The sequence below is a fragment of the Kribbella alba genome (genome assembly GCF_039529635.1).
Lineage (GTDB): Bacteria > Actinomycetota > Actinomycetes > Propionibacteriales > Kribbellaceae > Kribbella > Kribbella alba.
Window position 1 is genome coordinate 426,004 of sequence record NZ_BAAANE010000004.1, and the last position, 15,553, is coordinate 441,556.

At 69.1% G+C, this 15,553-nt stretch carries 15 protein-coding genes; 11 read left to right on the forward strand and 4 right to left on the reverse strand.

Going from position 1 to position 15,553, the window contains the following annotated elements:
* Window positions 1–363 precede the first annotated feature (363 nt).
* The 4 genes from ABD210_RS08750 to ABD210_RS08765 all read right to left on the reverse strand — a co-directional run bounded on the left by ABD210_RS08750 (window position 364) and on the right by ABD210_RS08765 (window position 4,888).
* Window positions 364–1,128, reverse strand: coding sequence for a DUF1932 domain-containing protein (locus tag ABD210_RS08750; RefSeq protein WP_344112021.1), 765 nt, complete (start codon window positions 1,126–1,128; stop codon window positions 364–366).
* Between the two features lie 4 nt (window positions 1,129–1,132).
* Complete coding sequence (locus ABD210_RS08755) at window positions 1,133–2,113, reverse strand: ribose-phosphate diphosphokinase (RefSeq protein ID WP_344110464.1); 981 nt, start codon at window positions 2,111–2,113, stop codon at window positions 1,133–1,135.
* The gene (gene glmU, locus ABD210_RS08760; RefSeq protein WP_344110465.1) at window positions 2,110–3,603 is read right to left on the reverse strand and encodes a bifunctional UDP-N-acetylglucosamine diphosphorylase/glucosamine-1-phosphate N-acetyltransferase GlmU; all 1,494 of its coding nucleotides are present in this window, start codon (window positions 3,601–3,603) and stop codon (window positions 2,110–2,112) included. The genes ABD210_RS08755 and glmU overlap by 4 nt, the downstream gene beginning before the upstream one ends.
* 85 nt (window positions 3,604–3,688) lie before the next feature.
* Window positions 3,689–4,888: a hypothetical protein gene (locus ABD210_RS08765; RefSeq protein ID WP_344110466.1), complete on the reverse strand. Its 1,200-nt coding sequence runs from the start codon at window positions 4,886–4,888 to the stop codon at window positions 3,689–3,691.
* A gap of 400 nt (window positions 4,889–5,288) precedes the next feature.
* Here ABD210_RS08765 and ABD210_RS08770 point away from each other — a divergent pair, with 400 nt between their 5' ends.
* The 11 genes from ABD210_RS08770 to ABD210_RS08820 all read left to right on the forward strand — a co-directional run bounded on the left by ABD210_RS08770 (window position 5,289) and on the right by ABD210_RS08820 (window position 15,552).
* Entirely contained in the window at window positions 5,289–6,719 is a 1,431-nt protein-coding gene (locus tag ABD210_RS08770; protein ID WP_344110467.1) for an AMP-binding protein, read from the forward strand.
* Window positions 6,716–7,843, forward strand: coding sequence for an acyltransferase family protein (locus ABD210_RS08775; RefSeq protein ID WP_344110468.1), 1,128 nt, complete (start codon window positions 6,716–6,718; stop codon window positions 7,841–7,843). Before ABD210_RS08770 ends, ABD210_RS08775 begins: the two co-directional genes overlap by 4 nt.
* A 1-nt stretch (window position 7,844) precedes the next feature.
* Window positions 7,845–9,191: an MFS transporter gene (locus tag ABD210_RS08780; protein ID WP_344110469.1), complete on the forward strand. Its 1,347-nt coding sequence runs from the start codon at window positions 7,845–7,847 to the stop codon at window positions 9,189–9,191.
* On the forward strand, window positions 9,188–10,132 hold the full coding sequence (locus ABD210_RS08785) for a CE1 family esterase (protein WP_344110470.1): 945 nt from the start codon (window positions 9,188–9,190) through the stop codon (window positions 10,130–10,132). Before ABD210_RS08780 ends, ABD210_RS08785 begins: the two co-directional genes overlap by 4 nt.
* 19 nt (window positions 10,133–10,151) lie before the next feature.
* Entirely contained in the window at window positions 10,152–10,280 is a 129-nt protein-coding gene (locus tag ABD210_RS08790) for a hypothetical protein (RefSeq protein ID WP_344110471.1), read from the forward strand.
* 79 nt (window positions 10,281–10,359) lie between these two features.
* Window positions 10,360–10,734 carry a YciI family protein gene (locus tag ABD210_RS08795; protein ID WP_344110472.1) on the forward strand — a complete coding sequence of 125 codons (375 nt, stop codon included), beginning with the start codon at window positions 10,360–10,362 and terminating at the stop codon, window positions 10,732–10,734.
* A gap of 300 nt (window positions 10,735–11,034) precedes the next feature.
* On the forward strand, window positions 11,035–12,030 hold the full coding sequence (locus ABD210_RS08800) for an acyl-CoA desaturase (RefSeq protein WP_344110473.1): 996 nt from the start codon (window positions 11,035–11,037) through the stop codon (window positions 12,028–12,030).
* Between the two features lie 63 nt (window positions 12,031–12,093).
* Window positions 12,094–12,735, forward strand: coding sequence for a TetR/AcrR family transcriptional regulator (locus tag ABD210_RS08805; protein WP_344110474.1), 642 nt, complete (start codon window positions 12,094–12,096; stop codon window positions 12,733–12,735).
* Between the two features lie 61 nt (window positions 12,736–12,796).
* Entirely contained in the window at window positions 12,797–13,981 is a 1,185-nt protein-coding gene (locus ABD210_RS08810; protein WP_344110475.1) for a sensor histidine kinase, read from the forward strand.
* Window positions 13,978–14,646 carry a response regulator gene (locus ABD210_RS08815; RefSeq protein WP_344110476.1) on the forward strand — a complete coding sequence of 223 codons (669 nt, stop codon included), beginning with the start codon at window positions 13,978–13,980 and terminating at the stop codon, window positions 14,644–14,646. The genes ABD210_RS08810 and ABD210_RS08815 overlap by 4 nt, the downstream gene beginning before the upstream one ends.
* Before the next feature lie 126 nt (window positions 14,647–14,772).
* On the forward strand, window positions 14,773–15,552 hold the full coding sequence (locus ABD210_RS08820) for an ABC transporter ATP-binding protein (protein WP_344110477.1): 780 nt from the start codon (window positions 14,773–14,775) through the stop codon (window positions 15,550–15,552).
* Window position 15,553 lies beyond the last annotated feature (1 nt).

The following is a 15,553-nucleotide window of genomic DNA, read 5'->3' on the forward strand; positions in this document are numbered from 1 at the left end:
CGATCGCTATTTCTACCTGGCCGATGTGCTGACCGTCGTGGTCGCCTTCTGGCTGCCCGGACGCCTGAGGCTGCTGCCGGTGCCGCTGCTGGTGCAGTTCGCCTCGCTGTCGGTCTACCTCAACTACCTGTTGCTGCCGTATCGCGTGGCGGAGCGCACTGGCTCGCCGATACCACCGCTCTTCCGCCCTGGCTCGGACTCCGCCCACTATCTGATGTGGATCCCGGCGGTGGATCTGCGCATCCTCTCCACCGCGGTCGTGGCCGGTATCGCCCTGACTGCCTACGCCATGATCCGGGAATTCCAGCAGGCGGCGGATCCAGTCGGCCGGCACCTGTTGAGCCGAGATCGGCGGCTGCGTGGTCACCGACTGAGCTTGGTCCACACCTCTCGAAGCGCGCGGGCCGCGTCACCTTCGAGGCCGGCGGCGTCGAGGGTCTCCGCGAGCTCGTCGAACTCGGGTCCCCAGCGCCAGGCGACTGCCGTCAGCTGGTCAGGCAACCCAGGATCTCTCAGCGAACCAGCATCGGCCCGCACCTGCTGGGCGATCAGAGCGTCGGTGACCCCATGCTTGTCCGCCAATTGGAACGCGAGCACGGCGAGCGCTGATTTGCCCTTGTTGTAAAGGGCGTAGGCGGATTTGGCCGCGCTGGCGGCGCCGACTTCCTCGCCCACGACCATCGGTGTGACGGCAGTCCCCGCCCAGAGGTCAGCCGCTTGCTGAGCCGCGGCACCGGAGAGCATCAGGTGGGTCGGAGTCGCCCCGCCCGTGGGTGGCGGGCCGATCACGCCTGCGTCTGTGAAGGTCGCCTCAGGCAGCGCCGCCTGAGCATCTTCGAGCGACTTCGGCGACAGCGGGTTGGCCTCGACGTAGAGCCCGGCGAACCCTGCCGCACCAACCTGCCGCGCGATGTCCACTGCTCCCTGAGGTGCGCACGAACAGAGCACCGCCTCGGCCGATCCGACCGCCTCGGCGAACGGCGTACCGATCAATCCGGCCGCCTCGGCGCGAGCAACAGACGCGTCGCTCCGCCCCTGGGGAACCCAATGAACCTCATGGCCCGCAACAACCAACTGCGCCGCGAGCTGCGACCCCATCGCGCCCGGGTGGAAGACGGCGATCCGCATCGGATCAGGCACGCCCTTCGAAGAGGCTGGTGACCGAGCCGTCCTCGAAGACCTCGCGGATGGCCCGGCTGATCAACGGGGCGATCGACAGTTCGGTCAGCTTGTCGAACTTGCGCTCCGGGGCGATCGGCAACGTGTTGGTGACGATCACCTCGCTGGCCTGGCAGTTCTTCAGCCGGTCGACCGCCGGGCCGGACAGGATCGCGTGGGTCGCGGCGATCACCACGCCTGCGGCGCCGGCTGCGATCAGCGCGTCGGCCGCCTTGGTGATGGTGCCGCCGGTGTCGATCATGTCGTCGACGAGGATGCAGGTCCGGCCGGAGACCTCACCGACCACCCTGTTGGCGACGGTCTCGTTCGGCCGGTCGATGTCGCGGGTCTTGTGGATGAAGGCCAGCGGTGCGTTGTTCAGGCGGGCCGACCACTGCTCGGCCACCTTGATCCGGCCGGCATCCGGCGAGACCACTGCCAACTGCTGGTCGCCGTACTTCTCCCGCACGTAGTCGGTCAGGATCGGCAGCGCCATCAGGTGGTCCACCGGGCCGTCGAAGAAGCCCTGGATCTGCGAGGTGTGCAGGTCGACGCAGATCAGCCGGTTCGCACCGGCGGTCTTGAACAGGTCCGCCATCAGCCGGGCCGAGATCGGCTCCCGGCCGCGGTGCTTCTTGTCCTGCCGGGCATACCCGTAGAACGGCAGCACCACGGTGATCCGCTTGGCCGACGCCCGCTTCAGCGCGTCGACCATGATCAGCTGCTCCATGATCCACTGGTTGATCGGCGAGGTGTGGCTCTGGATCACGAACGCGTCGCTGCCCCGGACCGACTCCTCGAACCGGACGTAGATCTCGCCGTTGGCGAAGTCGTACGCCGCGGTGGGCACCAGCCCCGCGCCGAGCTGCTCGGCCACCTCCACGGCCAGGCCCGGGTGGGCCCGTCCGGAGAACACCATCAGGTTCTTCTCGGTGGTCCGCTTCATGCCGCTCATGGTCGCGCCTCCCGTTCGGCCTCGTCGCCAGTGTCGCTCAGCTTGTCCGTCCGCGCTGCCTCTTGCGCCCGGGCTTCTTCCGCGGCCTTCGCGGTTTTGGTGCCGGCCCGCTTCCGCGCGACCCAGCCGGCGATGTTGCGCTGCTTGCCCCGGGCCACAGCGATTTCGCCCGGCCCCACGGCTTCCGTCAGCGCCGTACCGGCCGCGACGTACGCGCCGTCGGCGATGTTCGCGGGCGCGACCAGCACCGAGTTGCTGCCGACGAAGGAGTAGCGCCCGACGGTGCTGTGGTGCTTGTTCACGCCGTCGTAGTTGGCGAAGATCGTGCCGGCGCCGATGTTCGCGCCCTCGCCGATGGTGGCGTCACCCGCGTAGGTCAGGTGCGGCACCTTGGCGCCGGCGGCGATCGACGCGTTCTTGGTCTCGACGAAGGTGCCGATCTTGCCGTTCGCGCCCAGCGTCGTACCGGGTCTGAGGTACGCATACGGGCCGACTGAGGCTCCGGCCCCCACGATCGCGCCCGAGCCGTGGCAGCGGACGATCGACGCGCCTGCACCGACCTGTACGTCGGTCAGCGTCGTGTCCGGGCCGATCGTCGCGCCGGTCGCGACGGTGGTCGCGCCATGCAACTGGATGTTCGGCAGCAGGGTGACGTCGGACTCGAGGGTGACGGTCTGGTCGACCCAGGTGGTGTTCGGGTCGACCACCGTGACTCCGGCGCGCATCAGCGAGTCGAGGGTGCGGCGGTTCAGCTCGGCGCGGAGCGTGGCCAGCTGGACCCGGTCGTTCACGCCCTCGGTCTGCATCGCGTCGTCGGTGACATACGCGCCGACCCGCTTGCCGTCGCCCCGGGCGATCGCGAGCACGTCGGTCAGGTACAGCTCGCCCTGCGCGTTGTCCGTGGTGAGCCGGCTCAGCCCATCGCGTAGCGCGGCCGCGTCGAAGACGTAGATGCCGGCGTTGATCTCGTCGATCTGCCGCTGCTCGGGGTTGGCGTCCTTGTGCTCAACGATGCCCGCAACAGTGCCGTCGTCCCCGGGGATGATCCGGCCGTAGCCGGTCGGGTCCGGCACTCGCGCGGTCAGCACGGTGATGGCGTTGCCCTGCTTGTCATGCTCGGCGATCAGTTCGTGCAGCGTCTCCGGCCGCAACAGCGGCACGTCACCGGACGTCACCACGACCGCGCCGTCGAAATCAGCCGGTACTGCGGTCAGTCCTGCGCGGACGGCATCGCCTGTGCCGAGCTGTTGCTGCTGGACAGCAGTCCGGACGTCCGGGTCGATCGCGGCCAGATGGGCCTCGACCTGCTCCCGGCCGGTGCCGACCACGACGACGAGATGTTCCGGCGCGAGTGCACGGGCGGTGACCACCGCGTGCCCGACGAGACTGCGCCCGCCGATCTCGTGCAGAACCTTGGGGGTCGCGGATTTCATCCGGGTCCCCTGACCGGCGGCCATGATGATGACCGCCACAGGACGTTGGGAAGTCACGCGGTCTTCTCCTCGAGTTCCCTGCGAGTTCGGGCCGAACTAAGTTCTCGGGCACTCGACTTGGTGCCTGCGCAAGCCTACTTGCTCAGCCGGCGAGGCTTCGCAGGGACTCCACCAGCGTCTCTTCGGTGAACCCGGTGTACTCCTGCATCAGGCGCTCCCGGGCCGCCTGGCTGTACCCGCGGCGGCCGACCTGGAAGTAAAAGTCGGTGACCGGCTTGACGCCGACCTCCTTGATCAGGTGCTCGACTGCGAGCCAGCTGATGTCATAACTCTGCGTAGTGGTGAACTCGTCGTCAGCGGGCAGCCGGGTCAACTCACCGAGCAGCTCCCGGCTGACCTCGCTCCGCGCCTTGGCCACCGCCGCGCCCCGGCCGGTCGCCACCAGCTGGAGGTTCTCGCCGTACTCCGCGATGCCCTCGGCCAGCCAGCGCGGAACCAGTTCGCCCATCTTCACCGGCAGCAGGTGCAGCAGGACATGCGTCATCTGGGCGGAATCGAAGGTGCTCTGCGCGCCCGGGCGGATCACCACATAGCCCCCGACGGGTAGGCCGGAGATGCCCGGGGCCGGCATCGGCTGCACCCGGGCCGGCTCGTCTCCGGGAAGCGTCGGCGGCATGTCCGTCAGCACCTGCGGCTCCCGCATCGCCACGATCACCGGCACGATCTGCAGATGCCCCTTCCAGAGCTTGCGGACCTGCCGCGCCATCTGAACGGTCTGGTTCGCCAGCTTCTGCGCGAGCGCGCCCTGTCCCTGGTTCACGATCACCAGCACGTTCTTGCGCCGGACCACCTCGACCCTGCCGAAGTCCCACGGCTGCCGTTTGGCGCCGATCGCCTGATCAAGGTCGTCGTCGGCGACCAGGTAGAGCCTGTTGTCGCGGACGGTGTACGTGTACCCCACGTCGGTGGCGGCCGAGGCGAGCTTGGTGCCGGCCAACTGATAGCGCATGCTCACGCGGAACGTGCCGGTGGCGAGCCCGTACCGGCGTACGGCCTCGTAGTCGACCCAAGGTTCGGCCCGCCGGAAGATCGGGCTCACCCCGACGGTCCGGAGATTCTGGAACAACAGCTGCTGCTCCACCCGAAGCTCAGGCGCCACGTCAGCCAGGAACATGCCCAGATTGTTGGTCCGTACTGCGATGCCGCGGCGCGCGAGGATCGCGTCGACAGCAGCGGCCAGGCGCGGATCCACCTCGCCGGACGCACTCGGCCGGACCTGCTCCAACGTCGGACCTTGCATCGCCGAGGTGGTCAGCTCCAGGTTCCGGCTGGCAGGAGTCACCGCAAGCCACAGAGTCCCGCCAACCAGCAGCGCGGCTACAAGCGGCGGCCAGGCAGGCCCCAGCCAGCGACGCCCCGCAGCCCACAACCCCGGCATCAACCAGACCCTCTCAACCCGCCCCCACCAGCCCCAGCCCGCCAATGGTCGCCTACCCCACGACCACACACAAACCAGCCCAGCAACAACGTCACCTTGCTGTGTCCCCGGCAATGGTCGGGAGGATCAGGCGCCAGCCTCAGCGCTACCAGCTAGCAGGAGGTTGTGGACGGTGCTGGCCGGGCTGCCTGGCAGGCAGGTGGCGGCGATCGTTGCATTGTGAGTACAAGAACACGGTCCATTCACGGCGGGCATTCAGCCAGCACTCGGCTGCCGCACAGGTTGCACGGTTAGCGTCGAAAGCATGCCGGTGGAGAGACTGAGTCAGCTCGCCCGATGGATCGACGAGGCGAACGCCGAGCACGCAGACATCACCTATCTGGCCGACGCGCGCAGCGCCCGGCGGGTCAGCTACGGCGAGACGGCTGAGGCCGTTGCCGAGTGGGACGAGCGGCTGACCGACGCGGGCGTGCCGGCGGGCGCGACCGTGGCCACCGCGGTGACCGACCCACTGGACGCGGCGCTGACGCTGCTCGGGCTCATTGCCACCGGCCGGGTCGCCGCGCCGGTCGATCCCGCCGCCCCGCGGGCGCTGGACCGGCGTCTGGCCGACCCGAACACGGTCGCCGCCATCACCGACGACGGGCTGCAGCGGCTCGAGGACCGGGGCCCGACGCGGCGGCCGGCCGGAGTACTGCTCTCCAGCTCGGGCAGCACCGGCGAGCCGAAGCAGGTCCTGCTCAGCGACGCCCAGCTCGCACATGTCGCCGCCACGGTCGCCGACTCTCACCAGCTCAGCCCGGCCGACATCGGCTACTGCCCGCTTCCGCTCTACCACGTCAATGCCGAGGTCGTCGGACTGCTGGCCACGCTGCGGTCCGGGGGCGCGCTGGTGTTGGACCGGAGATTCTCCCGCAGCGCGTTCTGGACGACGGTCGACGCCTACAAAGCGACGTGGGTGAACGCAGTGCCCGCGATCCTCGCGCTCCTGGCCGGAGACCGCACGACGACCAGGGACCCGGGCAGGATCCGTTTCGTCCGCAGTGCATCCGCACCGCTGCCGGTCCCGGTACTGCGCCGCTTCGAGGAGACGCACCACGTCCCGGTTCTGGAGTCGTACGGGATGACCGAGGCGGCCAGCCAGATCACGGTGAACCCCCTGAACGGCGAACGGCGGCCCGGCTCGGTCGGGCTGCCGGTCGGCGGCGAGCTGAAGGTGGTCGGTGACGACGGCCGCGATTTGCCGGCTGGTGAGTCGGGCACCATCCGCATCCGCGGCGCCGGCGTCATCCGGCACTACGCCACCGCTGTCGGCGCCGAGCGGTTCGACGCCGACGGCTGGCTCGACACCGGCGACCTGGGACGGCTGGACGAGGACGGGTACGTCTGGCTGGTCGGCCGGTCCAGCGAGCTGATCAACCGCAGCGGGGAGAAGATCCTGCCGCGAGAGATCGAGGACGTACTGCGTGAGGATCCCGCCGTCCGGGACGCGGTGGTGGTCGGGCGGCCGGATCCGGTGCTCGGCGAGGTCCCGGTCGCCTACGTGGTGGGCAGCGGCGACGACCCCGGGCTCGCCGACCGGCTGGCCGAGCTGTCTCGGGCCGCACTCCCCCGCGACCGGCGACCGGCGGAAATCACCGTCGTCGGGCAACTCCCCACCACCGGCACTGGAAAGGTCCTGCGGGCCGAGGTCGCCGCGATGGAGCGCGCCGCCCACCCGGCGGCATCGCCATGAGCAAGCGGGGCGGTCGGGTTCCGGAGATCGACCTGGTCCGGGTGGTGACGTTCGGCGCCGTCGTCGCGGTCCACGCGGTGAGCGCCTCATTCGCAGCCCGCGACCTCGGCGGGAATGCGGCGCTGATGCTGCTGCATTACACCCGCTCGGGCTTCTTCGTGTTCATGGCGATCGTGCTGGTCCGCTCTGCGGAGCGGTCCGGCCGTACAGGCAAGCTGCGGCGGCGGCTGATGCTGGTCGGCGTGCCCTACCTGACCTGGTCGGTCATCTACCTCGTGGTGTCCTGGGCAACCGGCGGCCGGAACGCCCCGTGGGACGGCGCCTGGCTTGCTTTGCTGACCGGCACCGCCTGGTACCACCTGTACTTCCTGCTTGTCACCATGCAGTTCTATGTGGCGCTGCCGGCCTTCCTCTGGCTACTGCGGCGCACGCGCCAGCACCCGTGGGCACTAATTGGCGCCAGCCTGGCTGTCGCAATCGTGGTCACCGGCTGGCTGCGCTACGGGCACTGGTCGCCGGGCCTGCTAGGCACCTATCGCCAGTACGCGGGCCAACTGCTGCCGACGTACCAGTTGCTGTTCGTCGTCGGTGGCGTCGCGGCGCTGCACCTGGACACCGTCCTGGACTGGCTGACCAAGCACCGGCGGGCGATGCTGGCCGGCACTCTGGCCGCGGCGCTCGCGATGGAGGTCCTGTACTTCGTCTCGGTTGCCGTCGGCACCCAACCGGACGCCGTCTCCGACCCGATCCAGCCGGTGATGCAGATCTGGGCGGTCGTCCTGGTCGCCGGGCTGGGCGCCGCGGCGACGCGGTGGATTGACAACGGCACGCCGCACGTGCGTTGGGTGGACCGCGCCTCCGACCTGTCGTTCGGCGTCTACCTGCTGCACCCGCTGCTGTTGCTCGGGCTGCTCGATCTGAGTTGGGTGACCGCGCCACCTGCCGCGGTGACCGCGGTCCTGGCCACCGCTCTCGCGCTGGCAGGCTCGCTGCTTGTCACCGAGGTGGTCCGGCGGTCACCGGCCAGCCTTCCGCTGACCGGCAGGCCGCGCCGGCGTCCGCAGAAGTCCTCGGTGGGGTCCGTCACCCAGCAGCCCGAATCCGCTCTCAGCCGGAAGGCGTGACATGACTCTCAGCATCGGACCCGCCAGCCCCGCGGCCAAGGCGCCGGTCCGCTCCCCGCTGCGGCACCGCGTGCGCGGGCGCGTGCTGATGCTGCTCTGCGTCCTCTACGCGGTCTCCTACGTGGACCGCACCGCGATCTCGACGGCGGCTCCGTCCATCCGCGCCGATCTGCACCTGACCGAGACGCAGTTCGGGCTCGCCCTGGCGGCGTACTCACTTCCGTACGCGCTGCTGCAGGTCTTCGGCGGCTGGATCGGTGACCGGTTCGGCCCTCGCAAGGTGCTCGGGATTCTCGCCGTTGCCTGGGGCATCTCCACCATCTGGACCGGCCTCGCTACCGGGCTCCTGGCGCTGGGCACGGCCCGGCTGCTGCTCGGGCTCAGCGAGGGCGCCGCATTCCCGACCGCGACCCGGGCGATGTCCTTGTGGCTGCCCGGCGACCGCCGCGGCTACGGCCAGGGCGTGGTGCACTCGGCGGCCCGGCTCGGCGCCGCGATCGCCCCACTCATGATGGCCGCGCTGCTCGCGACGGTGGGCTGGCGGGCCGCCTTCCTCGCTCTCGGCATAGTGTCCGCGCTCTGGGCGATCGCCTGGGTACGCCGGTTCCGCGACCGCCCGCAGGACGACGACCAGGTCTCCGAGACCGAACTGGGCGAGCTGGACGCGCAGCACGCGGACGAGGCGCCCCGAACGACCTCCGCCGTCAACCGGCCGAAGGTACCGTGGCGAAGGCTGGTGGCCCGGATCGCACCAGTCACTCTCGTCGACTTCTGCTACGGATGGATGCTGTGGGTCTACCTCACCTGGTTGCCGTCCTTCTTCGAGGCCGAGTACGGCTTGGCGCTGGCCGGCTTCGCGCTGTTCACCTCCCTGGTCCTGTCCGCCGGAGTGGTGTCGGACACCCTGGGCGGGATGCTGTCGGACCGGCTCCTGGCCCGGACCCGCAGCCTCCGTACGGCGAGGCGGGTGAACCTGGTGATCGGCCTGGCCGGCTCGATGCTGGCGTTGATCCCGTCGCTGCTGGTGCACAACCTGGTGCTGGTGACGATCAGCCTGACGCTGTCGTTCTTCTTCCTGGAGTTGACCAACTCGGTGCTCTGGACGATCCCGATGGACATCGCCCCCGATCACGCCGGGGTGGCCAGCGGGCTGATGAACACCGGCTTCGGGGTGGCGGGCATCGTGTCCCCGATCGTCTTCGGGTTCCTGATCGACCGGACCGGGAACTGGCAGCTGCCGCTCGCGCTGTCGGTGGTCCTGCTGGCGATCGGAACGCTGCTCTCACTGCGGGTGGACCCGCGGCCGCTGGACGCGGAACTCGTGCCGGCTGGGCGCGGCCGATTGTGAAGTCCCTCAACCGCGGCCTCGCAGTACTCACTGTGCTGGTGCTTGCCGGCGCGGGCTTGACGTTGCTGCGGGCCCAGGACACTCCTGTCGTAGGCGCGACCACAGCTAGCGCGGTGCCGGTGTGGGGGCCGGCCAAGCTGCCGCCGCCCGCCGTCGCGGCGTCGGCGGGCAGCCGAACGGGAATGGTCCAACTGTCCTCCGGTGGCCGAGAGCGGACCGCGATCGTGCTCACTCCGCGAACCTCCGGGCGGGTGCCGCTGGTCGTAGTACTGCACGGCCGGAACACCACGCCTGCCCAGGAGCTGGTCCGCACCGGCTTCACCGACCTGGCCGAGAACGGCACCGCGGTCCTCGCGTACCCGGCCGGGATCGGCCGGTCCTGGAACGCCCGCACCGGCTGCTGCTCGATAGCTGCGAAGCAGAAAGTGGACGACGTCGCATTCCTGCAGGCTCTGATCCCCGCGATCGAGAAGCACGCGCCAGTCGACCCGAGCAGGGTCTACCTAGTCGGTTACAGCAATGGCGGCCGCCTGGCTCTCACCGCCGCCTGCGCGTTGCCCGGCATCGCCGGCGTTGCCACCTATGGGACAGCCCAGCCGGCCCGCTGCCCCACCGGCCGCCCACCAGTGCCGGTCCTGATCGGCTACGGCAGCGCCGACCCCCACGCCGCACCTGGGCACGTGCCCGACGGCGCCACCACCGGCCCCGCTACCGCAGCCGACTGGCGATCCGTCGAGGGTTGCGCCTCCACGCCGTCAACCACCACGGTTGGACCGGCAACCGTCAAGGAGTGGACGTCCTGCCGCGGCGCCGGCCGGGTAGCACTGGTCCGCTGGGACGGTCTCACCCACCGCTGGCCCGGCGCCGGCGTGGTTCCGCCCAAGGCAACCGGCCGAGCCCTGATGTGGAACTTCCTCACGGGCACCAAGATGACGCCGTAGAGTCGAGAAACCCGCGGAGATGGCCCGTTTCTACGGTGGGCTGCTCGGGCCCCAGGAACCCGGCCGCCAGCAGACCACCTGGAGCAGGCCGGCGAACACCTGGTCCAGACCTGATTGGGGCCCGTTCGAGGACCTGCTGAACGGCTGAAATGTCGAGAGTCGCGGGTCGGCCCCGATGTAGCTTCGAGAGGGCCGACCAGCGGCTGCTCCGACGTTAGGGATCTCTGATGAAGTACGTCCTACTGATCCACTCCAGCCCGCAGCCGTGGGGTCACCCGACCGGCGACACCGTGGCCGAGCACCAGGCCCTCCCCAAGGCCGAACGCGACCGGCTGAACTCGGACTTCGAGAAGCTCTTGAGCGAACTCCAGGCCAACGGCGAACTGCTCGGCGGCGAGGCCCTGGGCGACCCGGCCACGTCCCGCCTCTACCGCTACTCCGGCCGCCCGGTCGTCACCGACGGCCCGTACTCGGAGTCGAAGGAACACCTGGCCGGTTTCTTCCTCATCGACGTCGACACCCCGGAACGCGCCGACGCCGTAGCCCAAACCTTCGCCGGCCCCGGCGAAACCATCGAACTCCGGCCGATCCACGTCTTCTGAAGTCCCTGGCCGGGCCAGTACGTCGTAGCAAATCCGTTAGCAAGCCGGGCCCTGCATGAAGAAAACCCCAGGTCAGAAACGCTCTGACCTGGGGTTTTGCTTTGCTCCCCCGCCTGGTTTCGATCCAGATCTTCGAGATTCAAAGTCTCGCGGGCTGCCGATTACCCCACGGGGGATCGGGGTGTACGCCGGAACAGTCTGCCATGGCTGAGGGTGCCGACACGCGAGGGGTTCCTTACCTACGGGTCCGTAGGTTACGGTTGCGTAGGTAAGCCGTCCTCCATCAGAGGGAATACGACCATGACCCCACCCGCCGTTGCCGCACCGGAAGCGCCCACCCGCGCCCAGCAGGCCGACGAGTTCGACGTCGACACGGGCACGCTCGGAGGTGAGCAGAAGCGTCCCTGGGAGCAGGTGGCGCTGGCCTTGTTCATCGGGATCCCGTTCCTCGCGGTACTGGCGGCCGTCCCGATCGCCTGGGGCGGGTTCCTCGGCTGGCACGACATCGTGCTCGCGGCGGTCTTCTACACGATCGCCGGGCACGGCATCTCGATCGGCTTCCACCGATACTTCACGCACAAGTCGTTCAAGCCGAACCGGCCGCTCAAGTACGCGCTGGCGATCGCCGGGTCGCTCGCGATCGAGGGGCCGGTGGTCCGCTGGGTCGCCGACCACCGCAAGCACCACAAGTTCTCCGACCGCGACGGCGACCCGCACAGCCCGTGGAAGTACGGCACCAGCCTCGGCGCGCTGACCAAGGGGTTCATGCACGCCCACGTCGGCTGGCTTTTCGACACCGAGCAGACCCCGCAGCGGCAGTATGCGCCGGACCTGCTGAAGGACAAGGACATCGTCCGGGTCTCCCGGATGTTCCCGCTGCTGGTGCTGTTCTCCATGGTCGCGCCGGCCATCATCGGCGGCCTTTGGTCCTGGTCGATCAGTGGCGCACTGACCGCGTTCTTCTGGGCCTCGCTGGTCCGGATCGCGCTGCTGCACCACGTCACCTGGTCGATCAACTCGATCTGCCACACGATCGGCGACCGGCCGTTCAAGAGCCGGGACAAGTCGGGCAACGTCTGGTGGCTGGCGGTCCTCAGCCAGGGCGAGTCGTGGCACAACCTGCACCACTCCGACCCCACCTGCGCGCGCCACGGCGTACTGAAGGGCCAAGTGGACACGTCCGCCCGCTGCCTGTGGTTCTTCGAGAAGCTGGGCTGGGTCTCCGATGTTCGGTGGCCCGTCAAGGAACGCCTCGAAGCGCGGCGGGTGACCGCCGCCGACCGAGCGGCAGCCTGAGGGCACCGTAAATCTCCCACCTCGTGCGACCCTTGTACGGCATGATGTTGACGTGATCTCGACGTGACGGAACCCAAACCGCGGCGGTCCACCCGGATCCGGATGACCAGTGCGGAGCGTCGCGAGCAACTCATCACGATCGCTCGTGGCCTGTTCGCCCAGAAGGGCTTCGAGGCGACCTCGGTGGAGGAGATCGCGGCTCGTGCCGAGGTCTCCAAGCCGGTCGTCTACGAACACTTCGGCGGCAAGGAGGGCCTGTACGCCGTGGTGGTGGACCGCGAGGTGCGCAGCCTGCTCGACACGGTGACGGCTTCTCTGACCGCGGGTCGTGCTCACGAGTTGGTGGAGCAGGCCGCACTGGCGCTGCTCGACTACATCGAGAACTCGTCCGACGGATTCCGCATCCTGGTCCGGGACTCGCCGGTCGGTTCGTCCAGCGGGTCGTTCATCTCGATCCTCAGCGACGTCGGCACCCGGGTCGAGCACATCCTGGCCGAGGAGTTCAAGCGCCGCGGGCTGGACCCGAAATTCGCCCCGATGTACGCGCAGATGCTGGTCGGCATGGTCGCGCTGACAGGTCAGTGGTGGCTCGACGTCCGGCGGCCGAAGAAGCCTGACGTGGCAGCCCACCTCGTCAACCTGGCCTGGAACGGCCTGTCCGGCCTCGAGGCCAAGCCCACGCTGTCCACCCGCCCCCACAAGTAGGACAGCGACATCCGCCCGTGGCATGATTTCTGGCCGGGCTGATCCCCGTACCCTGACCGGCATGACGGGGATCCTGACGCCGCGGCGCGTGTCGGCCCGCAGCAAGGCGTTCGACCTGCTGCTGGCCGGCGGGTTGACGCTCTTCTTCGGCTTCTTCTCCCTGGCGCAGCAACACTTCAGCGGCATACTCGGGCTCGCGATGCTGGGTCCGCTGATCTGGCGCCGCACCCACCCCGAGCTGGTCTTCTTCGGGGTCTCCGCGATCGCCGTCCTGCAGTGGCTCGCCGGGATTCCCCTGATGGCCGGGGACGTCGGCCTGCTCGTCGCCCTCTACGCGATCTCCGTGTACGGCGAGGTCCGCTACAGCCGGATCGCCCTCGGCGTCGGCGGCCTCGGCGTACTGATGGCAACCGCCAGGTACTACAGCAACAACGACTGGCGTCAGCAGATCACCATGATGGTGGCCCTCGGGGCCTTGGTCTTCGGCGTCTGGGCGATCGGCGAGCGCCGCAGGACCAGAGGCCTGTACGTCGCTCAGCTGGAAGAGCGCGCGGCACAACTCGAACGGGACCGGGATCGCGAGGCCAAGCTGGCCGTGTCGAACGAGCGGACCCGGATCGCGCGGGAGATCCACGACGTGGTCGCGCACGGCCTGTCCATCATGATCGTCCAGGCCGACGGCGGCTTGTACGCCGCGGATGCGTCCCCCGAGCAGGCGAAGAAGGCACTTGCCACCATCGGGGACACCGGCCGCGCCTCGCTCAACGAGATGCGCAAGATGCTCGGTCTGCTCAAGCAGGACGCGCAGCCTGAGCTGGATCCGAACCAGCCGCGCCCGCAGCCCGGCGTCTCCTCACTCCCCGAGCTGATCGAGAACGTCCGCCAGGCCGGCCTGTCCGTGGACTACCAGGTGACCGGCCAACCGCGGGATCTGCCCGCGCTGCTGGGACTGACGGCGTACAGGATCGTGCAGGAAGGTCTGACCAACACGCTGAAACACGCCGGGCCGGGGGCGCGGACCTCCGTGCAGTTGGACTTCGGGCGCGAGATGCTGACCGTGGTGGTCACCGACGACGGCCGTGGCGCCGCCGTCGTGCCGAGCAGCGATCCTGGTCACGGCCTGGTCGGGATGCGGCAGCGCGCCTCGATCTCCGGCGGTACCGTCAACGCCGGACCGAAGGCGGGCGGCGGGTACGAAGTGGTCGCCAGGCTCCCGTACAACCTGCCCCCTGGAGGAGATCAGTGACCGACGACGTGATCCGCGTGTTCCTTGTGGATGACCAGGAACTCGTCCGCGCCGGGTTCACCATGCTGGTGGACTCCCAGCCCGACATGCGGGTGGTCGGTCAGGCGGGTGACGGCGGCGAGGCGCTGGAGAAGCTCCAGGTGACCGCCAGCGACGTCGTGCTGATGGACGTGCGGATGCCGCGGCTGGACGGCGTGGAGGCGACCAGGCAGCTGCAATCGTTGCCTGAGGCCCCTAGGGTGATCGTGCTGACCACGTTCGACCTGGACGAGTACGCGTTCGCCGCGATCAAGGCCGGTGCGGCCGGCTTCCTGCTCAAGAACACACCGCCGGCGGATCTGCTGTCGGCGATCCGGCAGGTCCACTCGGGTGACGCGGTCGTCTCCCCCAGTACTACGCGGCGCCTGCTCGAGCACTTCGCCGGATCCCTGCCGGACGAGGAGCGCGAACGGCCCGACCTGGCGGAGCTGACCGCCCGCGAGCGCGAGGTGCTCGTCGAGGTGGTCCGCGGGCTGTCGAACACCGAGATCGCCAGGCTCTTCACGTTGTCCGAGGCAACGGTCAAGACCCACATCGGCCGCATCCTGGCGAAGACCGGCCTCCGGGATCGCGTCGCCCTGGTGGTTCTCGGCTACGAGACCGGCCTGGTCAAGCCGAACCACTGACCTCGTCGTACGACCCAGGTCGTACGACGAGTGCAGTCCGTGGTCCGACGGAAACGCCGCTGCGGATCACTAACTTCTAGGAGCGTGGGCGAGGACGGCTCGCCCCCGACTGCTTCTAGGAGAACGATGACCATCCAGACCGGCGAGCTTCCGCTCGGCCGCTTGCCGCAGGACACCGCCGACCGTACTGCGATCCGCGCGCACGAACTTCGCAAGGTGTACGGCCAAGGTGATACCGCGGTCGCCGCGCTCGACGGGGTGTCCGTCGACTTCGGGGTCGGGCGGTTCACCGCGATCATGGGCCCGTCGGGTTCCGGCAAGTCGACCTTGATGCACTGTCTGGCCGGTCTGGACACCCCGACCGGCGGTCAGGTGCTGCTCGGCGAGACCGAGCTGACCCACCTGCCGGACGCCGAGCTGACCCGGATCCGCCGGGACCGGATCGGCTTCGTCTTCCAGTCGTTCAACTTGTTGCCGATGCTGTCGGCGAAGGACAACATCCTGCTCCCGCTCGAGCTCGGTGGTCGCAAGCCGGACCAGCAGTGGATGTCCACCTTGATCGAGGTGCTCGGTCTGGCCGACCGGTTGACCCACCGGCCGTCCGAACTGTCGGGTGGTCAGCAGCAGCGGGTCGCCGTGGCACGCGCATTGGTCGGGCGTCCCGAGGTGGTCTTCGCGGACGAGCCGACCGGCAACCTGGACTCACGCTCCGGCGCCGAGGTGCTGGGGTTCCTGCGCCGCTCGGTCCGCGAGTTCGGCCAGACCGTCGTGATGGTGACGCACGACCCGCTGGCCGCGTCGTACGCCGACCGCGTGGTGATGCTTGCCGACGGCAAACTTGCCGGCGAGCTGCTGGACCCGACACCGGAGTCCGTCCTCGGCGCGCTGCGACAGCTGGGGGCCTGAC